Raw genomic sequence first — 22713 nt, 5'->3', positions numbered from 1 at the left:
CGTTGAATTGAAGGCTGGGTGAGAATGTTTCGAGGTTATTTCATATCAAATCATTCGATGGTTATGAGGCATTTTTTACGCTTTTTATCGATTGTTGGCTGAAGGATGATGCCCGTCATCAACCACCGGTCTCGCTTCATGGCCCAGGCGCCCCGCCCCATGACGAACCTTTTCAGGAGACGATCATGCTTGAACTCAGACCTTTCAACTCGCTTGGCGGCGCACACCACGGCTGGTTGGATGCCCATCACCATTTTTCGTTCGCCGAGTACCACGATCCCAAGCGCATGAACTGGGGCAACCTGCGGGTGTGGAACGACGACGTGATCGCCCCCGGCACCGGTTTCCCGCAGCATCCGCACCGGGACATGGAAATCATCACCTACGTGCGTGAAGGCGCCATCACCCACCAGGACAACCTTGGCAATAAGGGCCGCACCGAGGCGGGTGACGTTCAGGTTATGAGCGCGGGCACCGGCATTGCCCACAGTGAATACAACCTGGAAGCGACGCCGACCAAGATCTTCCAGATCTGGATCATCCCCAATGAATCCGGCCTGGCACCGTCCTGGGGCGCCAAACCGTTCCCGAAAGGTGACCGCGAAGGTTTCGTGACCCTGGCCAGCGGCAAGGAAGGCGACGATCAAAGCTTGCGCATTCGTGCCGATGCACGACTGGTCGCGGCGAATCTGAAGGCTGGCGAGTCCGCCGAGTATCACTTGGACAACGGTCGCCGCGCCTATCTGGTTCCGGCTACCGGCGTCATTGAAGTCAATGGCTTGCGCGCACAAGCTCGAGACGGCATTGCGGTTGCCGATGAGCAGGTGTTGCGCGTGACGGCGATTGAGGACAGTGAGATCGTGTTGGTGGATCTGGCTTGATCCGATAGATTTCGGGCAAAAAAAGGGGCGACCGGTAATGGTCGCCCCTTTTTATTCAGCGCTACTTTGACTGACGCCATCGCGAGCAGGCTCGCACACAGGGTTACGCGAAACTCACTTCCCAGAAATAGCGCCATCCACCAACGTCTGAGCCTCTGCCACCAATTGCTTGAGGTGGTCGTCACTCACGAAGCTTTCGGCGTAGATCTTGTAGATATCCTCAGTGCCCGACGGACGTGCCGCAAACCAGCCGTTCTCGGTCATGACTTTCAGACCGCCAATGGCCTGGTCGTTGCCCGGTGCGTGGCTGAGGATGCTCTGGATGGCTTCGCCTGCCAGTTCGGTCGAAGTGACCTGCGCCGGTGACAATTTGCTGAGTAGCGCTTTCTGTTCCGGGTTGGCCTTGGCGTCGACGCGAACGGAGAACGGTTCGCCCAGTTCATCGGTCAGGGCACGATAGGCCTGACTTGGGTCGCGACCGGTGCGGGCGGTCATTTCAGCGGCCAGCAACGCCGGAATCAAACCGTCCTTGTCGGTGCTCCAGACGCCGCCATCCTTGCGCAGGAACGATGCGCCGGCACTTTCTTCACCGCCAAAGCCCAAAGAACCGTCGAACAGGCCATCGGCAAACCACTTGAAGCCGACCGGCACTTCGTACAAGCGACGACCCAGACGCTTGGCCACGCGATCGATCAGGCCGCTGCTGACCACGGTTTTGCCCACGGCAGCATCGGCGCGCCAGTGCGGACGATTCTGGAACAGGTAATCAATGGAGACCGCGAGGTAGTTGTTCGGTGCCAGCAAGCCACCGGACGGGGTCACGATGCCGTGACGGTCGTGGTCAGGGTCGCAGGCAAACGCCACGTCGAAACGCTCTTTAAGGCCGATCAGGCCCTGCATGGCGTGAGTGGACGACGGGTCCATTCGAATTTGGCCATCCCAGTCGACGGTCATGAAGCGGAAGGTCGGATCGACCTCCTTGTTCACCACGTCCAGGTCAAGACGGTAATGCTCGGCAATCGCCGACCAGTAGCGCACCCCTGCTCCGCCCAGCGGATCGACACCCAGACGCAGCTTGGCGTCACGAATGGCGTCGAAGTCGATGACGTTGATCAGGTCGGCGACGTAGGTGTTCAGATAATCGTGACGATGGGTGGTGCTGGCCTTCAGGGCTTGTTCGAAGCTGATGCGCTTGACGCCGGCGAGTTTGTTGCCCAGCAGTTCGTTGGCCTTGGCTTCGATCCACTTGGTGATGTGGGTATCGGCCGGGCCACCATTGGTAGGGTTGTATTTGTAGCCACCGCTTTGCGGCGGGTTGTGCGACGGCGTAATCACGATGCCGTCCGCCAGGCCCGATGTGCGGCCGCGGTTGTAGCAGAGAATCGCGTGGGATATCGCCGGGGTCGGCGTGTACTCGTCGCCTTCGGCAATCATCACCGTCACGCCGTTGGCCGCCAGCACTTCCAGGGCGCTAACGCCGGCCGGAGTGGACAGCGCATGGGTATCGATACCGACGAACAGCGGGCCATCGATGCCCTGGACCTCGCGATACAGGCAGATCGCCTGGCTGATCGCCAGAACGTGCCATTCGTTGAAACTCAAGTCGAAGGAGCTGCCTCGGTGCCCGGACGTGCCGAAAGCCACACGCTGGGTGGAGATGGCGGCATCTGGCTGGCCGGTGTAGTACGCCGTTACCAGTCGCGGGATGTCGACCAACAATTCTGCCGGTGCCGGTTTGCCCGCAAAATGACTGAGTGTCATGCAAAACCTCTGGAATAGAGTGGTTCAGGAATTGGAACGCAGTTTACTGGCAGTTTGACCGCAGCGCGACGTTATCGATCCCGGCTGAACTGACGCTCAATGTTATAAATCCTCAGCCGCCCTCAGTCGACCGACGCCCTGCGCAACGCGTCGCCCAGCAGACCCAGCGCAGTGGCGAGATCGTGGTCACTGCCGAAGCTGTGACTCAAGCGCAGATGTTGCGTGTGCAATCCCTGGAGACTGAACAACTCCCCCGGCGCGATCACCACCTGTTGCTTGAGCAGGCGCTGAAACACCTCACGCATATCGACCCGCGGCAATGTGCGCAACCAAACCGTTGCGCCACCTTCGGGCTCGACGAATTGCAGGGCATCACCCAGCCGTTCGCACAGCAGTTGGGTCATTTGCTCCTTGCTGTCCTTGAGCCTGCGCCGCAGCAATTGCAAGTGCTGATCGATGCGTCCGTTACTGTACAGCCGGGCAATGGCTTTCTGGCGGATCGGTGACAGGCGAAAGGCGCGCAGCAGAAAGTGCCGCTGCCATTCGACGGCCAAATGCCGCGAGAGCAAGTAACCGTAGGGCGCTTCCGGCCCGACGATTTTCTCGAACGTGGAAAACACGATCAGGCGCTCGGGTGCCAGCAGATCGCGAAACCGCAGGCCTTCGGATTCAAAAGCGAGTTCACCGTAACAGTCGTTTTCCAAGACCCAGCAGTCATACCGTTCCAGCAACTGCGCAATGGTTCGCCGGTTTTCCTCCGGCGCCTGACTGCCGCGAGGCATATTCAGCCCGGATGAAACCATCACCAGGCGCACGGGCTCGGTTTCAAGCAAGTCCCTGAGGTGCTCGCGGTCAAGGCTGCCATCGGCCCGGAGCGGCCATTCGATCACTCGCACGCCCGCCGCCTGGAGCAGGCGCAATATCCCCCAGTCGCAAGGTGATTCGATCACCACCGTGGCGTCCTTGAGGTCCAACACAGCTATCAGTATTTCCAGCACTCCGCGAAGGTCTGCGCCGATGTACACATCATCGGCGTGCCAGCAACGCACCGGCGAGGTGGTGTAGCGTGCGGCCAGCGCCATACGCAGTTCCAGTTCGCCACAAGGTTGCGAGTTCGGTTGCGGCTGGCGCGGATACTGGCGCAGCAACTCTCTCTCCAGCAGTAACAGCGGGCTGTCGATCGGCTGCAACAATGCCGGTTCATCGCCACTCAGGACCAGCATGCCTGGGCGGCGAGCATTGACGTAAACGCTTTCGAGCAAGTCGTTGCCACTGTAGAGCGTGTTGATGGCGGGGGCTGGCGGCGCGTAATAACCGGACTTGGCCACCGAATACACCCGGCCTTCTTTTTCCAGCAACGAGTACGCGTACTGAATGGTCGAGATCGAAACGTTCAGACGCTCGGCCAATTCACGCAACGAAGGCAAACGCACCCGCGTGTGGCTGACAGTTTCACCGATCAGTCCGGTGAGGTAACGGTAAACGGCCTGGTAGGCGAAATCCGTTTCGCGAGGACCTTTCATGGCAAGCAACCGTGCACGGTTAACGACCTGCTGACCATTCACTCGCCACCGAGATATCGTCATCCGCCGCTTCGGTGCCCAGGTCCGGTTCGTCAGTTGCCGGCTCCAGCGCCCAGCCCTGATGCACAGGCACCGGGCCGAGACTATAGAGCTTGCCAATCAGACTGACCGGCAACCCACTGACGTCGACCATCCATTGCATGATCTGATCCGCAACCGGTTTGCCCTGCATGGCCCGGTGCAAATCCGGCATGGCTACCAGCATGCCGGGATGGCACTGGCGCAGAAAACGTTCAAGGTTCGCAGCATTGTCATTGAACGGCGCGAACAACAGGCATACCAGTTGAGCCTCGGTCAGGCCAAGACTGTGTTGCGCCTCGGTTGCCGTGCGTGTGCGCAATTGCGCCAGTGTCGACGGGTTGCCGAACACCTCCTCCGCCTGTTCGCACAAGCGCTCCGGCAGTTGCTTGCGGCGCATCATCACCAGGGCTCGTTGCAGGTATTCGGCGACACCCGCCTCGTAGCTGCGACCCTGTACGAAACACGCTTGCAGCCCACGCAGGTGTGCCGAAACCGAGAGGCTGACGTACTCGTTATCACTGAGCTGCGCGGCCAATTCGTCTGCCTGGAATCCGAGAAACTCGGTAAGCAGCGGCCAACGCTCTTCCAGGTTACTGACCAACATGTCGTGGATGTCGATCAGTGTCGAGCGACGACAGGTTTCGAACTGTTCGGCCGGGCGCCACGATGCCAGGCCATCCTCGGCGTAGCACCGCCGAAAGTCTTCGCGACCCAGTTCGTCCAGCAAGCTGAATAGCCCGGCGTAGCCTGGCTCATGGCGGTTCGAAGGATGAAATCCTGCCTTGTCGGCCGCTCGTTTCAATCCCTCCATGAACAGTTTCTGCTGGCGCGGAGTGTCGCTGATGACCAAGGCATCGACGCCATGGTTCCAGCGTGCGATTTGCCCGTAGAACTCACCGGTGGCCAGATAGGCGTCATCCCACAGGTGCAGCGGTCCGTCGCAATCACGGCGATGGCCCAGCATCAGCAGGTTCGTCCGATTGGCTTCGCTGGCAGCCAGGGAAATCGGTGCTGCATGGTCGAACGGCAGGACTTCCCGGTTATCAACCATCAGGACCTCAACCCGTGGATCGTCGTAGAGAAACAGCGCGCTGTAGGTGCGATGGATGTTTTCCAGCGCCGTCGGGTTGCTGCCGTTCAAACGCAAGGTCGCCACCCGCAACTGGAACGTCGCCGGCGCGCGGCTGGCGATCGTCAGTTGGGCGGCGCGCAGCAGCGCCAGGGTGTAGCAACTGTCACGGGAGCCCGACTGGATCGCCAGCACCTTGTAATCGCCTATGCGCTCCATGCCTCCGGCTGCAACTCCCAGGCGTTGCATCAACAACTGCAATGCCGTGCGTTCGGCTCGGGAAAAGAAACCCACCAATCGCTGCAGTATTTGTTGATAGACGTAGTTCATCGCTTGGTCATGGATGTTGGTCATCTTAATTTACCTGATGCTTATAAGCTTGATATTGCGCAAACAACTGCACGCACAGCGCAGGGAATGGCCTGAACAAGATTTGAAGTTGAACGTTATTGCCGAATGCTAGCACTTAAGTTTTCAAGCCAACATTCCGGCGGCTGGGCGTTGCCGCAAGCGGCGCACGCTTGGCACAGGCTGGAAGCCCCGCGCTGAAGGGGTTGCTGCGGGTTGCTCTCGACATCCTAGGAAATGTCCGACAACGTCCCACAGACGTTTAATACATAAAATAAAGAAAGAACTAGCACGCGATAGTTCGGCAATCGTGTAAGAGCGCGCTACTTTTTGAATAGGTATTCCCGCAGCGCATCGAAAAGTATCGAACTGATACCCGTCCATGACTCATTCCTTGAGATGAAAGTAATCATCCAATTATCAGGGCTTAGTTGCTGATTAGAAGATACAGATCGAGAGCAAAAACCAGTTCAGTTGCTGAACGGTCCCATCGACGATTCGATGGGATATCTCGTGTAGGAAAGTGCTGAAAGAAAAAGAGTCCGTGGGGTACGGACTCTTTGAGGTGGGTTACGCCGGTTCGACCTGCAGGGCGACCCTTTCGCGGCATGGGCATTCGTCCATGTAGCGGTGGGCTTCGACAAACTCGGTAAAAGGAAACACCCGAGTCTTGAGCGGCAGCAGCACGCGGTCAGCGGTGAGCTGGTTGATGTCACGCAAGGCACGTTGCAGTGCGACCTGGTCCTGGACGATGCCCAGTTCCGGCTTGCCGGTGAAGTTACCGATGCAGTGCACAAAGAACTGAATATTCTTCTGGAACGCTGCGCAGGCCGGGAATGGCGTCTGGTTGCCGCCTTGCAGGCCGTACAGGACCAGGCTGCCACGCGGTGCCAGCACGTCGCCCAACAGCGACATCTGCGGGCCACCCAGACCATCGAACACCACGTCCACGCCGCGATTGTCGGTGATCTTGTTGATCCGCATCAGCAGATCTTCTTCCTCGGTGACAATCACTTTCTCGGCACCCAGCGACAGCAGGTACTCACGTTCGTCCGCTGACTTGGTCGCGGCAATCACCCGTACACCCAAGGCCTTGCCCAGTTGCACAAACGAAGGGCCGGCGCAGTGGCTGGCGTCAGTGACCAAGGCAAATTGCCCGGGTTTGACCCGTGCCAGATCGGCGTAGCCGAAATAGGCGATCAACAGCGGCGTGTAATGCACGCTGGCCTCAATCGGGTTGAGCACATCCGGGTAACGGGTCAGCGACGAGCGTGGCAGCACAATCAACTCGCCATAAACCGGATAGTCGTTCGGGCTTTGAGCCGGGAAACTGGCGACCTTGTCACCTATCGCCAGGTCATCGACACCTTCGCCGACCGCAGTGACGACACCGGCCATTTCCTGACCAAGGCCCGATGGCAGTTGAGCACGGGACGACGCCAGGTTTTGACGCCAGAGCGTGTCATACCAGCTGATGCCAATGGCTTCGACGCGCACCTGCACTTCACCCGGTGCAGGCAGAGCGGCCGCATGCTCTTCGCATTTGAGCACCTCGGCTGGACCAAACTTGTGAAAACGGATCGTGCGGGACATCGCAAACCTCGCCAAATGAACCTCTAATGCCATGAACTCTAGCTGGGCTTTCAACCCAACACTATCAGTGGCTATTAATAGTCGACATGCCTGTCATTGATTCCGCATGAGCGGCAACGTCGTCAAATGTCGTAAGAAACCAAAGCAGCCTTTGTAGGAAAACTGAATTACTCGGTGCAGAGTACCAGCCTTTCCCCGTAATATTCCTGCTGGCCATTGTTCTCATATGGCCGCTCACGTCAAGTTTGCTGACTCTGCCAGGACTCCAGATGAATCGTAATGACCTGCGGCGTGTCGACCTGAACCTGTTGATCGTATTCGAAACCCTGATGCACGAACGCAGCGTGACCCGCGCTGCAGAGAAGCTGTTCCTCGGCCAGCCGGCCATCAGCGCGGCGCTTTCGCGCCTGCGCGGGCTGTTCGATGACCCGCTGTTTGTACGCACCGGCCGCAGCATGGAGCCGTCCGCGCGAGCCGTGGAAATCTTCGCCCTGCTCTCTCCAGCGCTGGATTCGATTTCCACTGCCGTCAGTCGGGCGGCCGAATTCGACCCGGCCACCAGCACCGCGGTGTTCCGCATCGGGCTGTCGGACGATGTCGAATTTGCCCTGCTGCCGATGCTGCTCAAGCGCCTGCGCGCCGAATCCCCGGGGATCGTGCTGGTGGTGCGGCGGGTCAACTACATCCTGATGCCGGGATTGCTGGCGTCCGGCGAAATCTCCATCGGCGTCAGTTACACCACCGATTTGCCGGCAAATGCCAAGCGCAAAGTCCTGCGCCGCAGCTCGCCGAAGCTGTTGCGCGCCGACACCGTGCCAGGGCCGTTGAGCCTGGATGACTTCTGCGCACGTCCCCATGCGTTGGTGTCGTTCGCTGGCGACCTCAGCGGCTTTATAGATGAAGAACTGGAAAAGCTCGGGCGCAAACGGCATGTCGTGCTCGCTGTGCCGCAGTTCAACGGGCTGAGCACATTGCTGAGCGGCACCGACATCGTCGCCACCGTGCCGGACTACACGGCTGAGGCGCTGACAGCGGCTGGTGGTGTGCGAGCGGAAGATCCACCGATGCCGGTGCAAAGCTTTGAATTGCACATGGCGTGGCGTGGGTCGCAGGACAATGATCCGGGTGAGCGTTGGTTGCGGTCGCGGATTCAGATGTTTTTTGGGGATCCGGATAGTCTGGCCTGATCCGGATTGTGCGTTGAGGATGATGGCCCTATCGCTAGCAGGCTAGCTCCCACATTGGATCTGTGGCGTTCACAAATCTCTTGTGGGAGCTAGCCTGCTAGCGATGGACGCACCTCGGTTTCAAACCTGATTAATGCTTTTTCAGCAAGACAGAATTGCCATCGACCCAATTGATAGCCCACTAACCAAAGGGGCATGCTAGAGGGCTGAATCGGATCTTATATCATTCCGAATGATAGTTACCTTCGCCTCATTCGATTCGTGCGATACCAACCCGCCGAGCATCATTCGCCAATCTCAACACATTGGCGGATGCATCCATGGAACAGTCACTCAAACATTTGCGCTTCCCGTTGGCCATGTTGGCCGTACTGGTGATGAGCGCCTGCGGCAAGGCCCCGGAAACTGCCGCCACGATGCCAGCGGCGAAAGTCAGCGTGGCCAAGGTGCTGGAGCAACCAGTCAACGAGTGGGACGAATTTACCGGGCGCCTTGAAGCGCCAGAAACCGTAGAGATTCGTCCACGGGTCTCCGGCCAGATCGACGAAGTGGCCTTCACTGAAGGCGCACTGGTCAAGAAAGGCGACCTGCTGTTCCAGATCGATCCGCGTCCATTCCAGGCTGAGGTCCGCCGCCTCGAAGCGCTGGTAGCCCAGGCTCGCGCCAATGCCACCCGCAGCGAAAACGAAGCCCAGCGCGGTGAGCGCCTGCGCACCAGCAACGCGATTTCCGCCGAATTGGCTGACTCGCGGACCAGCGCATCGCAAGAAGCCCGCGCTGCTGTCGGCGCCCTGCAAGCGCAACTGGACCTGGCCAAGCTGAACCTGAGCTTTACCCGCGTCACCGCGCCAATCAGTGGTCGCGTCAGCCGCGCGGAAATCACCGCCGGTAACCTGGTCACCGCCGATACCACTCCACTGACCAGCCTTGTCTCCACCGACAAGGTCTACGCCTACTTCGACGCTGACGAGCGTGTGTTCCTCAAGTACACCCAGCTCGCCCGCCAAGGCAAACGCGGCGCCACCACCCCGGTTTACATGGGCCTGTCCAACGAAGACGGCAACCCGCACCAGGGCGTGATGAACTTCGTCGACAACCAGGTCAACCCGAAGACCGGCACAATCCGTGGTCGCGCCGTGTTCGACAACAGCGACGGCAGCTACACCCCGGGCTTGTATGCACGCCTGAAACTGGTGGGCAGCGGCACTTACAACGCCATGCTGATCAACGACGAAGCCGTCGGTACCGACCTTGGCAAGAAATTCGTATTGGTGATGGATGCCGACAACAACACCGCTTACCGCGCGGTCGAGCTGGGTCCGAAAATCGAAGGTCTGCGCATCGTGCGCAACGGCCTGAACAAGGACGACACCATCATCGTCAAGGGTCTGCAACGAGTGCGTCCAGGCTCGCCAGTCACCCCTGAAGTGATCCCGATGGCCAGCGAACAAACCCTCGCGGCCCTTGCACAACAACGACAAGCGCTGGAAGCCAGCAACCTGCCCCAAGTCGCGCCTGCCAAGGCCGCAGCGGGTACGGCTGTGAAACTGGCTGCAGCGACCCCACGCGGTTAAGGGATAACGACTCCGATGAATTTTTCCCAATTCTTCATTTCACGGCCGATCTTCGCAGCGGTGCTTTCGCTGCTGATCCTGATCGCCGGCGCGATCTCGCTGTTCCAGTTGCCGATCAGCGAATACCCGGAAGTGGTGCCGCCGACCGTTGTGGTCCGCGCCAACTTCCCGGGTGCCAACCCTAAAGTCATCGGTGAAACCGTGGCCGCTCCGCTGGAGCAAGCAATCACCGGCGTCGAGAACATGCTGTACATGTCCTCGCAGTCGACCGCTGACGGCAAGATCACCCTGACCATCACCTTCGCGCTGGGCACTGACCTGGACAACGCACAGGTACAGGTGCAGAACCGCGTGACGCGGACCGAGCCAAAACTTCCCGAGGAAGTGACGCGCATCGGTATTACCGTGGACAAGGCGTCGCCCGACCTGACGATGGTTGTGCACTTGACCTCGCCGGACAAGCGCTACGACATGCTCTACCTGTCCAACTACGCCCTGCTTAACATCAAGGATGAGCTGGCGCGTCTGGGCGGTGTCGGTGATGTGCAACTGTTCGGCATGGGCGACTACTCGCTGCGTGTGTGGCTCGATCCGAACAAGACCGCTTCGCGCAACCTGACCGCCACCGATGTGGTCAACGCGATTCGTGAACAGAACCGTCAGGTGGCTGCCGGTGCACTGGGCGCGCCCCCTGCCCCGAATGCCCAAAGCTTCCAGCTGTCGGTCAACACTCAGGGCCGCTTGGTCAGTGAGGAAGAGTTCGAGAACATCATCATTCGCTCTGGCGACAACGGTGAAATCACACGTCTCAAGGACATCGCTCGCGTTGAACTGGGTTCCAGCCAATACGCCCTGCGTTCGCTGCTGAACAACCAGCCGGCGGTGGCGATCCCGATCTTCCAGCGTCCTGGCTCCAACGCTATCGACATCTCGAACCAGGTTCGGGGCAAGATGGATGAACTGAAGAAAAACTTCCCGCAGGGCATGGACTACAGCATCGTCTATGACCCGACGATCTTCGTGCGCGGTTCCATCGAGGCGGTGGTTCACACCCTCTTCGAAGCGCTGATCCTCGTGGTGCTGGTGGTGATCCTGTTCCTGCAAACCTGGCGCGCCTCGATCATTCCGTTGGTGGCGGTGCCGGTATCGTTGATCGGTACGTTTGCGGTGATGCACTTGTTCGGCTTCTCACTCAACGCCTTGTCGCTGTTCGGCCTGGTATTGGCGATCGGTATCGTGGTCGACGATGCGATCGTGGTGGTGGAAAACGTCGAGCGGAACATCGAACTCGGACTGACGCCGGTCGAAGCGACCAAAAAAGCCATGGGCGAAGTAACCGGCCCGATCATTGCCACGGCGCTGGTGCTGTGTGCGGTATTCATTCCGGCAGCGTTCATCTCCGGTCTGACGGGGCAGTTCTACAAGCAGTTCGCCCTGACCATTGCGATTTCGACGGTGATCTCGGCCTTCAACTCGCTGACTCTGTCGCCTGCACTGGCTGCGGTATTGCTCAAGGGCCACGACGCGCCGAAGGACCGTTTCTCCAGGATTCTGGACAAGGTGTTTGGCGGTTGGTTGTTCCGTCCGTTCAACCGCTTCTTTGAAAAGGCCAGCCACGGTTATGTCGGTACTGTTGCCCGTGTGATTCGCTCAAGCGGTATCGCCCTGCTGCTGTACGCCGGCCTGATGGTCCTGACCTTCTTCGGTTTCTCCAGCACCCCGACCGGTTTCGTACCCGGCCAGGACAAGCAATACCTGGTGGCCTTCGCGCAATTGCCGGATGCGGCGAGCCTAGACCGAACCGAAGACGTGATCAAGCGCATGTCCGACCTGGCACTGAAACAGCCTGGCGTGGAAAGTGCGGTGGCCTTCCCTGGCCTGTCGATCAACGGCTTCACCAACAGCCCGAACGCCGGCATCGTGTTCGTGACCCTGAAACCGTTCGACGAGCGTAAAGACCCGAGCATGTCCGCCGGTGCCATTGCCGGTGCCTTGAACGGCCAGTTCGCCGGGATTCAGGAAGCCTACATGGCGATCTTCCCGCCGCCGCCGGTACAAGGCCTGGGCACCATTGGTGGTTTCCGCCTGCAAATCGAAGACCGGGGCAACCTGGGCTACGAAGAGCTGTACAAAGAAACCATGAACATCATCAACAAAAGCCACAACGTGCCGGAACTGGCAGGCCTGTTCACCAGCTACACCGTGAACGTGCCGCAGGTCGATGCCGCTATCGATCGTGAAAAAGCCAAGACCCACGGCGTGGCCGTCAGCGACATCTTCGACACCCTGCAGATTTACCTGGGTTCGCTGTATGCCAACGACTTCAACCGCTTCGGTCGTACCTATCAGGTCAACGTTCAGGCTGAGCAGCAGTTCCGCCTCGAATCCGACCAGATCGGTCAGCTGAAAGTGCGTAACAACAAAGGCGAGATGATCCCGCTGGCGACCTTCATCAAGGTCAGCGATACATCGGGTCCGGACCGCGTGATGCACTACAACGGCTTCATCACCGCTGAAATCAACGGTGCGGCAGCCCCCGGCTACAGCTCCGGCCAGGCCGAAAAAGCCATCGAGAAATTGCTCAAGGAAGAACTTCCGAACGGCATGACCTACGAATGGACCGACCTGACCTACCAGCAGATTCTGTCCGGCAACACCGCGCTGTTCGTGTTCCCGCTCTGCGTATTGCTGGCGTTCCTGGTATTGGCTGCCCAGTACGAAAGCTGGAGCCTGCCACTGGCGGTAATCCTGATCGTACCGATGACCTTGCTGTCGGCCATTACCGGCGTGATTGCCTCCGGTGGCGACAACAACATCTTCACCCAGATCGGATTGATCGTACTGGTGGGGCTTGCCTGTAAGAACGCGATTCTGATCGTCGAGTTTGCCAAGGATAAACAGCTGGAAGGCATGAACCCGCTGGCGGCGGTACTCGAAGCGTGCCGCCTGCGTCTGCGGCCGATCCTGATGACCTCCTTCGCGTTCATCATGGGTGTGGTGCCACTGGTGTTCTCCAGCGGTGCCGGTGCCGAGATGCGTCATGCCATGGGTGTGGCGGTGTTCTCCGGGATGCTCGGGGTGACGTTCTTCGGTCTGTTGCTGACGCCAGTGTTCTACGTACTGATTCGTAACTTTGTCGAGCGCGGCGAGAAGCGCAAAGCTGCCAAGGCCACCCTGAAGCTGGAGTCGCATTGATGAGTTTGAAAGCTTTCCTGCCGAGCCTGCTGGTACTGGCGCTGAGCGCCTGTGCCGTCGGCCCGGACTACAAGACCCAAACCGTTGAACCGGCCAACATCACCACCGCTACCGATGGTACGGCCGGTCAGAAAAACTTTGACCGCTCGCGTTTCGAAGGCATCTGGTGGCAGCAATTCGAAGATCCGACCCTCAACCAGTTGGTCACCGAATCGCTCAAGGGCAACCGTGATTTGCGTGTCGCCTTCGCTCGCTGGAAAGCGGCACGGGCGATCCGCGATGACGTCAGCAATGACGCGATGCCGACCATCACCAGCCGGGTCAGCAGTGATTTGGGCAAGGGCCAGATTCCCGGCCAGACCACCGACCGGGTCAATAGCGAACGCTACGACCTGGGACTGGACATGGCGTGGGAGATCGACCTGTTTGGCCGCATCCAGCGCAACCTGGAGTCGGCCAACGCCGAGCAACAAGCGATCGAGGCCGACCTGTACCAGCTGCAAGTCACCATGATTGCCGAATTGGTGGATGCCTACGGTCAATTGCGCGGTGCACAACTGCGGGAAAAAATCGCCCTGGCCAACCTGGAAAACCAGCAGGAGTCGCGCAAGATCACCATCAGCCTGCGTGATGCCGGCGTCGGTGATCAGCTCGATGTGGAGCGCGCCGATGCGCGTCTGGCCTCGGTTGAAGCCAGCGTGCCGCAATTGCAGGCCGAGCAGGTGCGGCAGAAAAACCGCATCGCCACATTGCTGGGTGAGCGTCCGGACAAGTTGACCGTGGACCTGAGCCCGAAAGACTTGCCGGCGATTGCCAAGGCCCTGCCGATCGGTGATCCGGGTGAACTGCTGCAACGTCGTCCGGACATCCTCAGCGCCGAACGCAAACTGGCCTCGGCCACGGCGCGGATTGGCGTGGCCAAGGCGGATCTGTTCCCGCGTGTCAGCCTCAGCGGCTTCCTCGGTTTCACCGCCGGGCGTGGTTCGCAGATCGGCTCGTCAGCGGCTAATGCCTGGGCGCTTGGCCCGAGCATTACCTGGGCAGCATTTGATTTAGGCAGTGTGCGCGCCCGTTTGCGTGGCGCCGACGCCGATGCCGAAGGCGCGCTTGCGACCTACGAGCAGCAAGTGTTGCTGGCGCTGGAAGAATCGGAAAACGCCTTCAGTGATTACGGCAAACGTCAGCAGCGACTGATTTCGCTGATTCGTCAGAGTGAGTCCAGCCGCTCCGCTGCCAACCTCGCCGAGATCCGCTACCGCGAAGGCACTGCCGATTTCCTGGTGTTGCTGGATGCGCAGCGTGAACGCCTGGCGGCCGAAGACACCCAGGCCCAGGCCGAAGTCGATCTGTATCGCGGCATCGTCGCGATCTACAAGGCCCTCGGTGGCGGCTGGCAACCGGAGACGGTCGCCAGCAAGTAATACGGTTTTCTAAAGAGCTCCTTTGGTTGGCCGCAACCAACCAATTTTTTTGCCCCGCGTATCATTCGGTCGCGGGGCTTTTTTTGCCTGCTGAATATTGAATTCACCATCGTCACCTGTGGGAGCGGGCTTGCCCGCGATGACGTAGGCACATTCAACATTGAGGTGACTGATCCACCGCTATCGCGGGCAAGCCCGCTCCCACAGGGTTCAAGGGTGAACCTGAGAATTGTGGTCTTCCTGCACGGTCACCGTCGCCGTCGTCCCCGCCCGCAACTTGTCCTTACCCGCATAGTCCCCATCGATCTTGATCCGCACCGGCACCCGCTGCGCCAGTTTGACCCAGGTGTAGCTAGGGTTGATGTTGGCCAGCAAACGTCCGCCCGGCAGGTTTTCCCGGTCGGCGATGGCGAAGGCGATGCTTTGCACGGTGCCGCCAAAACGCTCGCCACTCATCAACTCGATATCGACGCGGTCGCCCTCGCCGATTCGTGGCAGCTTGGTTTCTTCGAAGTAGCCGCTGACATAAAACGAATCGCTGTCCACCAACGCCACCAGCGGACCGCCCGCTGTCGCGTAGTCACCCTGGCGGGTCAGCAGGTTGGTGACATAGCCGCTGACCGGCGATTCCACCCGCGTTCGCTCAAGATCGTGTTCAGCCTCGGCCAATGCAGCGATCGCCAGTTGCACGTTGGCCTGGGCAAAACTCAGGTTGGCCTGGTTGCGCAGCAAATCGGCCTCGGCCACCGACACATCGGTATTGGCTTTTTCCCATTCTTCGCCGGAGATCGCCGAGCGCTCCTTGAGGGTCCGCCGTCGCCGTTCCTCGCTTTGCCGCTGCCTGAGCAACGCCTGGCTGGCGACAATTGTTGCTTGCGACTGTCCCAGCGAGGCCTTCGACACTTCCACTGCGCGCCTGGCATGTTCCACCGCCAGGGCGTAGCGCGAGGGGTCGATTTCGAGCAACAGTTGGCCCTTGTCCACATGCTGGTTGTCTTGCACGTTGAGTTTGACGATGCGTCCGGCGACATCGGCGGACAGGGTCACCACATCGGCGCGCACCCGCGCATCCCGGGTCCAGGGCGCACGGGTGTAATGTTCCCAGGCAAACCAGCCGAGCACAAAAGCCAGCAGGACCACGGCCAATGTCGAGAGGTGGGCAAGGATCTTCTTCAAGGCATCAGGCTCCCATCACCAGAATCAGCGTTGCGCACACGCAGGCGTACAGCGCGCCTTCGAACAAGGCTTCATGCCAGACGAACCGCAGCACGCCAATGCGCCGCAGGGTCCAGTCCAGCATCAGGAAAATCGGCAGGCCCAGCAGCAGTGCTTGAGCAATTGGCGGCAGGTAGACACCGCCTATTTCCAGATCAATGGGCAAGAGTGGGTTCTCCTTGGGGTTCTGCGGCTTCGAAGTGGCGGCGATGCCGTTCCAAAAATGACACCACGATCAGCAACGCAACGCGCATGCGAAACACTGACCACAGGTGTTCATGAACGCTGGAATGCAACGTGTCGAGTTCATCGCCCAGGGTATGCAGGTTTTCAAGCACACGATCGACCTCGATATTCGGCCGACCGGCGACCAGTCGCCCGGTTTCCCGAACGGTGGCGGCCAACCGATCTTGCGTTTGTTGGCTCAGCAGCGCGTTGCCTTGCGCCTGCTGCCTGAGCTGGTTCAAGGCGATGCCCAGCGCCATACAGCCGAGGCTGACTTCGAACAGGTCACGCGCGGATTTGTCCTGGATGGCGGGCAACAGGCCGAGCATCATGGTCAGGCGGTCGACCATGCGACTCTCGAAGGCAAACTGGTTGTCGTCCGTGGGCGGGGTTTTCAACAAGGCGTTGACCTGTTCGCAATTCTCTTGGTACAGCCGACGCATACGCAGTACCGGCCTGAACGGGAAAATCAACGCGTAGACGCTCAACGCCAGCGTGGCGGCGCAGACGTAGGCGCCGGCAAATTCGAACCACTGGATCGCGGTGTTCTGCCCCAATCCGGTATTTTGCGGCCCCAACAACAAAAACGTGGTCAATCCCAGACCGATCCCCGTCCCCGTAGTGGGCGGGCTGGACAGCCCCACTGCAACGGCATACAGCAATGGCACCAACAACAAGGCCAGCATCTCGAAACTGCTGATCATCGGCACCAGCGCAAACTGCAACACCGCTGACACCACCAGCGCCAATCCCAATCCGCGCGCATAACTCTGCACAGCCAGCAACGGCCGGGGAAACGTCGCCATCAGCGAGCAAAGAATCCCGGTCACCACCATCCCGCCCCGGGCGCCATCCCAACCGGTTTCGATCCAGATCAGGCCCGCCACCATCAGCGCACAATACGCGCGGATAGCATTCATCGTTGCCAAGGTGAAATCCAGGTGCAGCGGGTTGCTTTGGCCGCGATAGACGCTGCTGGCCCCGCGCCCGCTCTGGATCACATCGCTCAATTCCAGAATCGTCTCAAGCTGCTGCAGCATGCGCGCCTGCTCCCAGCGCAGGGACCAGGACAGCGAGCGCAAGGTAGCCTTCAAGGGCTCAACCAGTTGTTCCGCACGGTAAGCCAGTGCATCGAAACGCTGTTGCAACTGCGAAAACTGCCGTCGCTGCTCGGCCGGTAGCGCACGTCCCTGGTGGGCCAGTTCATCGAGAAAGACCAGTTCTTCGCTGAGCAACAGACGAATCTCTTCAGGTATCTCGCCTTCCCAGCGCGCCAGTAACAGCTCACGCTGATGGCGCAACGCGGTGAGCCGCGCCGTCAGCAGCACCAGTTGATTGCCGAGCAACTGCACCAGGTCGTCGGCACTGCGCAAACGCGGCGCGTCGTAATACAGGTGCCGGCGCACACCTTCCAGTGCGCTGATCTGCCCCAGCAGCTGCATTTGTCGACGATGGAAATCCTCTTCGCTTTCCTCGGTTCGGATGACAGCACTGGCATGAGTCGCCAGCAGTTTGATCACTTGATCGATCCGAGCGAAGTAATCCTTGGCCACGGCCTCCGGGCGCGCGGTCAGCAGGCTGACGACGCAGACACAGGCCACCGCCAGCAGCGTCTCGGTCACCCGGGTCACGGCCAGCAAAAAGGTGCCGTCCTGATCAGGAACCGCCAACAATCCAACCACCACCGCCGTATAGCCGCTGAGCACGAACGCCTGGGAACTGGTGTAGCGCAACAAGGTTCCACCGGCGGTACACAGTGCCAGCCACAACGACAAGGTAATCAGAAAAGGCACTGGTGCCTGAGGAAAGATGGCCATGATCATCACGGCCACGGCCGCACCCACGGTGGTGCCGATGACCTGACCAAAACTGCGGGCCAGGACCATGCCACCCAACGGCTGGCTGATGATGACCACAGCCATGATCGACCACTTGGGTTGTTCAAGATCAAACAAAAACGCCAGGTACAGGGTCAACAGCCCGGCCGCGATGGTTCGCAAGGCAAACAGCAACACCCCGGGGCCGGGGTGGAGGATCGCTTTGAAGTATTGAAGCAACGCTTGCATGGGACTGCTCGTCGAGACACCTCCAGCAAGCGTAGTCATTGCTGGAGGCCTCGACAGGTATCAGTGTTGAAGCAGGTCCAGGTTATTCATCCGGACCCTGGTTTGCTCTCGCCTCGCCTTTCAACTGCGGGTTGTTGGTGAGGTGGTTGTTGTATTCGCCTTCCTCGATTTTTTAGGCGCCGGGTTTCTCATCGGTGGCGCCGGTGGCGTGCTTGACGCGATGTTGCCGGCCAGGGCGTTTGGGTTTGGATAAAAAACACCATTTGCATCGTAGGCGCCCAGTATTTTTGACGGTGGAATGTTCGTTCCGTAGTTGATTTCGAGAGGTTCGAATCCCAGCCTTGAGCGCGGATGAGCCGCCAGATTGTGGTTGCGATACAGATGAAACCCTTCAAGGTCCTTACCGTTGATCACGTAGGTGTAACCACCTTTTGCGCCGCCATATTGATAGGCACCTGCGCCACTTTTCTTGTAAAAAGCCGACGTCGATATTCCCATACCATCAGGATCGAGTGCATCTTTCCCGCCGCCAAATCCTCCCCGCATTCCATTCACCTGATTGATGTCGGATACAGAGGTGCGCAATTGGAACCCCTCTGAAAAAACTTCGCTTGGAGGCCTCATGTCTCCACGCATGACCACGCCTTTATACACGTAGCCTTTTTCGGGGCCTGCATAATACGTAATGCCGGTCGTATCCATTAGTTTTTGCGCAACCTCTGGGCCTTCTCCCAAACGACTCATTCTATTGGCAGTGCGATAATTGATGAACTTCCTGTTAACCACCGAATTGATTTCAAAGCTGTCCCTCGCGACAGGCGGGATCCACTTAGGCAGCTTTTGAGCTTTTTTTATAATGGCTGGGCGGGACTTTTTTATCGGAATGTATTTAGCGACATCATCAGGTAGGCGCCCTGATGACCTCAAGCGATTAAAAATCTCTGAGTGAATTCGCGACTTTTCACGACCTGATAAGACTTTACCTATTCGTTTGCTAACAAAGGGCCCGATCAGCTCAAAAACTGCTCCGCGCAAGGCGTTGGCTTTATGCTGCGCCGCAAGCTCTTGATCATCTTCCAGTTCACCTCTTACGAAGTCAGTTCCCGCAGACCCGAAACCAAACAGCATGGACAAACCCGCAGTTACAGCACCCGGCGCGGGCAAAAATGCTGTACAAGTTGCCAGCATCGCCAGCGCATCAGCTACAAACTGCAATATCGCATCGGTAATGCGCTCGCTTGAGGTAGAGGTTAGTATGTCGACACCGATGGTTACTTGTTCAATCTGTCGCTTGAAGAGTTCTGTAAAAATCGGCTCTGCCGCGCTGTCTTCCCATCCAAATAGAATAGGGTCATATGCTATTTTGTAGTCGATGTGATCAAATATTTTAGAATCAAAGCGAAAAAAATCGAAAAAACCAGGTTTTTCAATCTTCGAATTTGCTGGATAAAAACCACCCAGATTGTATTTGAAATCGCTAGCGTCACGCCCCAAAAACTCCTTTAGGGATATCCGCTTGGATAATTGGTCTCTGAGCTCCGGAAATTTTTCTATTGACTTCGTTCCTTGCAACAAATCAAGGGGGTACTCGATAACAGTGCTATTAACTCCAAAAAACACAAACAACCCGGGAGAATCCTTGGGACCGCGTAGATAGAGCGCGTTACTCACTTCATCCGGCGTGCTTAGAGCCCCGTCACGAATAGATATCGTCTGGGCTTTTAATTTGCCATCAAGAAAATCGTTGGCAATCTTTTGGTTTTCGGCCGAGAGCCCTGGTTGTTGCAGATAAACCTTGAGAATTCTTCGCAGTTCATTCTGCTTATCAAGCTTCCAAAGCTCAAATATTCCAGGCTGAGAAAGCACCTCGTCAATTTTCAGTTTGTAGGCGGCTTCGAAGTCGTTCTGTTCTATTGTGGCTTTAAATTCTGCGGTGCAACCATCAGGCCATGATATGAAAATTTCTTCACGCCACGCTCTTTCTTTCTTGTGTTGCCCCGCAAACAACTGAGCAAGGTCAAATTCTTTATATCTATACTGAAAAAGTGGCTTGTGATCCTCCCTCTCCGTACTGCGCAGCCTAAATTCAACCTTGAATTTTTTTTTGAAATTAAGTCTGAATTTTAGATGTGCGGGCAGATTAGAGCTGGCAATCGCTTCGTCAATGACAGTGCGTATAAATATCGAGGGGTCTGAAATCAACTGCAGATCATCAAGAGCCTTTATAAAGCTTTCCGCCGCCTGACCGACCATGACATCTGCGGTGTTTTTTTCACCCACTGTCGCTGAATCGTCCGCATTTAATGAGCGTTGCCCCGCCTCGATCAGCCAATGTGCAGGTGCCGATACAGGTGCGGACACTTCACTCACTGCTTTTTTCGAGCTGGAAGGCGCCGCATCCTCCTCCCCGCTACGTTTATTACGCGCTTTGGCGGTTGCTGCGTCCAGAGTCGATACACTATTTTGAGTGGGCTCAGGGAAGGTCGCTGAATCATTCTCTGGCCCAATCTCGAACTCACTTTGTGCGTCTAAACGGGCCAACTCGATGACATCTTGCAGATAATCCTGATAGGTCACAGTTCCCATTCCAGGTACAGACTGTTGCAGGATTGCCTCGATATCTTCTATTAGTTGTGGGTCATCAGAAGGGTCCAGATATTCCGACTCGCTGATACGATTTCTCACCGCGTCAGCAAATTCCGGTAGCTCTTCAAATATCTCATCAATGCCTTCGAGTGTTTTTTCAAAGATAAAAAACGCCTCATCCGGCGTATCGTCCGGTTCGGGAGCTACGCCTGCCAAAGGGTCAACCCAATCTTTAACGTCAGGCAGAAACCAATGGTTGTATAGATTCGTCAGCGCGACATAAAGGCTAAACGTAGCCAAGGAACGTCCCGGATTACGCTCAATCAAGTTACCCGTTTGACTCAACACCGCAACGCCCGAATCGAGTAAGCGGCCACTCATCCTGGCGAGCCAATCGCGCAATCGCTCTCCCAATACTGCAGTGTCTGGCAAGCTGGACCAAACCGAACCCTCGGCTGTCAGGTCTTTGTCCTTTTGATTGAGCATGACCACAACTTCATCAAGCTCGTCGGCATAGGCACTGCTCCAGGGAGTAATGCTGCTCAAGACCCGGTTGAAAATGTCGTCTACTTGCGCTGCGAATTGCCTTAATGTAGCCGGCGACAGAACCGTAATGGGCGTCGCATCGGATTGAGGTCCAGAAAAATCAATCGACGGCGCCTGCAAATTGCTGATCCCACCCTCAGTCTCGGGTTTGCCTGAAAAATCGAGCGGTCGGCCGGTTGATATATGGCTACTGTCCAGTTTTAAAGCGCCGAAAGTATCCAGTGCATTGCAGACGTACAAAAATTTACCTGCAAAACTCTCGGGTATACGCGGACCCGAGTTACCAGCGCTCGTGTAAAAGTTAGCGTGGGACTCAAAACGTTGAAAGTCACCCAGCAACGTCGGAGCGGGATCTTGTGGCTGGATTGGCTTCAATAACGGCTCAACGTTATCGGCTCCAGAGCGGACTTCCGACTTCAGCGGTCTGTTAAACCTCAGTGAAATCAATGCATCTGGTTTCCCTTCCATTGGCGCAGGTGAAACACCCTGATAACCGGGCTTGAACTGATCGCAGACGGCCTCGACCTTATCAACAAAGTGATCGTTTCCCGGCAATGTATTGCTAAATGCAGCGATCAACTCAGTCAGGTTCTTTAGCGCATCCTTGGGTGAAGGACGCAGTTCACAGTCGTCCTTGAGCATCAGCCACGCGCTGAAGAGATCGGCGTTAATGGAGCACACATATTGCCTGGTATCCTGGGTTATGCTCTTGATGGCTTCCCACTGTGCATCGGACACCAGATCTTTACCTGCAATTTTCCGGTCCCGAAGTGCGCTCGAAACATCCAGCCTGGACTGGATGTAATCGACAACACCCTTCGCGCCTTGGTCACTCGAAAACCTTGTTTTTTCTCCAAGCGCTGCTTGCCATTGACTCGGTGGAAGATGGCAGAGCACATCAACCATGTTCTTCAGTCTTGCCTTGCTCAGCGTCGATGGCCGCCGGATTGAACGCAGCATTGCACTGGCAAACAATCCGCTCATGGCCTTGCCGGTGTCCGTTTGCAGAATGCCGCTACTGAGCACATCGAGTATTTCCTGCTCCGGGAGCGTTGCGCTCGCCAGATATTGTTTGAGTGCTGCCCATCGCTGATCAAGATCGGCCTGATCGGCAAACACTGGCTTGAACGCCAATGAGGAGCAGTCGAGTACCGGAGGCGCGATGTCACTGTCCGGCGCAATACGAGCCGGCAAATGCTCGGTAACGGGATGTCGCAGGCGACCAGTACTGTTGCCGGCAGCCAGGACAGTATTTGAAGTTGAGGTTCGCGGCTGTGCCCCGACATTGGTTGTCGGGCGTGCCCACACGCCCCTGGTACTCGTAGAATTCAAGGCAAGTGGCATTTTTTCATTTCCGTCAAAGTTACGTTGATCAAGTTTATTCAGGCACCAGAAATACCTCTTTCATAAATCGCCTATTGTTTGACTCAAAGCCCCACCTG

At 57.7% G+C, this 22713-nt stretch carries 13 protein-coding genes; 5 read left to right on the top strand and 8 right to left on the bottom strand.

The window, feature by feature from the left end:
• Window positions 1-185 precede the first annotated feature (185 nt).
• Window positions 186-881, top strand: a complete 696-nt coding sequence (locus V6Z53_RS17330; RefSeq protein ID WP_338580826.1) for a pirin family protein — start codon at window positions 186-188, stop codon at window positions 879-881.
• A 114-nt stretch (window positions 882-995) separates the two neighbouring features.
• Here V6Z53_RS17330 and pgm read toward each other — a convergent pair whose 3' ends face one another.
• The 4 genes from pgm to V6Z53_RS17310 form a co-directional block, all read right to left on the bottom strand.
• Window positions 996-2642, bottom strand: coding sequence for a phosphoglucomutase (alpha-D-glucose-1,6-bisphosphate-dependent) (gene pgm, locus V6Z53_RS17325; RefSeq protein WP_338580825.1), 1647 nt, complete (start codon window positions 2640-2642; stop codon window positions 996-998).
• A gap of 122 nt (window positions 2643-2764) precedes the next feature.
• Complete coding sequence (locus V6Z53_RS17320; protein ID WP_338580824.1) at window positions 2765-4165, bottom strand: PLP-dependent aminotransferase family protein; 1401 nt, start codon at window positions 4163-4165, stop codon at window positions 2765-2767.
• A 19-nt stretch (window positions 4166-4184) separates the two neighbouring features.
• Window positions 4185-5669 carry a hypothetical protein gene (locus tag V6Z53_RS17315; RefSeq protein ID WP_338580823.1) on the bottom strand — a complete coding sequence of 495 codons (1485 nt, stop codon included), beginning with the start codon at window positions 5667-5669 and terminating at the stop codon, window positions 4185-4187.
• A 564-nt stretch (window positions 5670-6233) separates the two neighbouring features.
• Window positions 6234-7256: a zinc-dependent alcohol dehydrogenase family protein gene (locus V6Z53_RS17310; protein ID WP_338580822.1), complete on the bottom strand. Its 1023-nt coding sequence runs from the start codon at window positions 7254-7256 to the stop codon at window positions 6234-6236.
• A gap of 269 nt (window positions 7257-7525) precedes the next feature.
• Between V6Z53_RS17310 and V6Z53_RS17305 the strand changes: the two genes are divergently transcribed.
• The 4 genes from V6Z53_RS17305 to V6Z53_RS17290 all read left to right on the top strand — a co-directional run bounded on the left by V6Z53_RS17305 (window position 7526) and on the right by V6Z53_RS17290 (window position 14633).
• Entirely contained in the window at window positions 7526-8443 is a 918-nt protein-coding gene (locus tag V6Z53_RS17305) for a LysR family transcriptional regulator (protein WP_338580821.1), read from the top strand.
• A 320-nt stretch (window positions 8444-8763) separates the two neighbouring features.
• Complete coding sequence (locus tag V6Z53_RS17300) at window positions 8764-10017, top strand: efflux RND transporter periplasmic adaptor subunit (protein WP_338580820.1); 1254 nt, start codon at window positions 8764-8766, stop codon at window positions 10015-10017.
• A gap of 15 nt (window positions 10018-10032) precedes the next feature.
• Window positions 10033-13212, top strand: coding sequence for an efflux RND transporter permease subunit (locus V6Z53_RS17295; RefSeq protein ID WP_338580819.1), 3180 nt, complete (start codon window positions 10033-10035; stop codon window positions 13210-13212).
• Window positions 13212-14633, top strand: a complete 1422-nt coding sequence (locus V6Z53_RS17290; RefSeq protein WP_338580818.1) for a TolC family protein — start codon at window positions 13212-13214, stop codon at window positions 14631-14633. Before V6Z53_RS17295 ends, V6Z53_RS17290 begins: the two co-directional genes overlap by 1 nt.
• A 210-nt stretch (window positions 14634-14843) precedes the next feature.
• Here the strand turns inward: V6Z53_RS17290 and V6Z53_RS17285 are convergent, their stop codons facing one another.
• The 4 genes from V6Z53_RS17285 to V6Z53_RS17270 all read right to left on the bottom strand — a co-directional run bounded on the left by V6Z53_RS17285 (window position 14844) and on the right by V6Z53_RS17270 (window position 22615).
• Window positions 14844-15809: an HlyD family secretion protein gene (locus V6Z53_RS17285; RefSeq protein ID WP_338580817.1), complete on the bottom strand. Its 966-nt coding sequence runs from the start codon at window positions 15807-15809 to the stop codon at window positions 14844-14846.
• A 4-nt stretch (window positions 15810-15813) separates the two neighbouring features.
• The gene (locus V6Z53_RS17280; protein WP_338580816.1) at window positions 15814-16014 is read right to left on the bottom strand and encodes a DUF1656 domain-containing protein; all 201 of its coding nucleotides are present in this window, start codon (window positions 16012-16014) and stop codon (window positions 15814-15816) included.
• Window positions 16004-18139, bottom strand: coding sequence for an FUSC family protein (locus V6Z53_RS17275; protein WP_338580815.1), 2136 nt, complete (start codon window positions 18137-18139; stop codon window positions 16004-16006). The genes V6Z53_RS17280 and V6Z53_RS17275 overlap by 11 nt, the downstream gene beginning before the upstream one ends.
• A gap of 120 nt (window positions 18140-18259) precedes the next feature.
• On the bottom strand, window positions 18260-22615 hold the full coding sequence (locus V6Z53_RS17270) for a hypothetical protein (RefSeq protein ID WP_338580814.1): 4356 nt from the start codon (window positions 22613-22615) through the stop codon (window positions 18260-18262).
• Window positions 22616-22713: the final 98 nt, after the last annotated feature.

The sequence above is a fragment of the Pseudomonas sp. MAG733B genome (assembly GCF_036884845.1).
Classification (GTDB): domain Bacteria; phylum Pseudomonadota; class Gammaproteobacteria; order Pseudomonadales; family Pseudomonadaceae; genus Aquipseudomonas.
The sequence above is the reverse complement of the archived record's forward strand: the minus strand, read 5'-3'. Positions and strand labels throughout refer to the sequence as shown.

Excerpts from the sequence above, each read along its gene's own strand:
- V6Z53_RS17315 (WP_338580823.1), bottom strand. The coding sequence starts at position 5,669 with ATGACCAACATCCATGACCAAGCGATGAACTACGTCTATCAACAAATA.
- V6Z53_RS17290 (WP_338580818.1), top strand. The coding sequence starts at position 13,212 with ATGAGTTTGAAAGCTTTCCTGCCGAGCCTGCTGGTACTGGCGCTGAGC.
- V6Z53_RS17330 (WP_338580826.1), top strand. The coding sequence starts at position 186 with ATGCTTGAACTCAGACCTTTCAACTCGCTTGGCGGCGCACACCACGGC.
- V6Z53_RS17270 (WP_338580814.1), bottom strand. The coding sequence starts at position 22,615 with ATGCCACTTGCCTTGAATTCTACGAGTACCAGGGGCGTGTGGGCACGC.
- V6Z53_RS17310 (WP_338580822.1), bottom strand. The coding sequence starts at position 7,256 with ATGTCCCGCACGATCCGTTTTCACAAGTTTGGTCCAGCCGAGGTGCTC.
- V6Z53_RS17305 (WP_338580821.1), top strand. The coding sequence starts at position 7,526 with ATGAATCGTAATGACCTGCGGCGTGTCGACCTGAACCTGTTGATCGTA.
- pgm (WP_338580825.1), bottom strand. The coding sequence starts at position 2,642 with ATGACACTCAGTCATTTTGCGGGCAAACCGGCACCGGCAGAATTGTTG.
- V6Z53_RS17300 (WP_338580820.1), top strand. The coding sequence starts at position 8,764 with ATGGAACAGTCACTCAAACATTTGCGCTTCCCGTTGGCCATGTTGGCC.
- V6Z53_RS17275 (WP_338580815.1), bottom strand. The coding sequence starts at position 18,139 with ATGCAAGCGTTGCTTCAATACTTCAAAGCGATCCTCCACCCCGGCCCC.
- V6Z53_RS17320 (WP_338580824.1), bottom strand. The coding sequence starts at position 4,165 with ATGAAAGGTCCTCGCGAAACGGATTTCGCCTACCAGGCCGTTTACCGT.
- V6Z53_RS17295 (WP_338580819.1), top strand. The coding sequence starts at position 10,033 with ATGAATTTTTCCCAATTCTTCATTTCACGGCCGATCTTCGCAGCGGTG.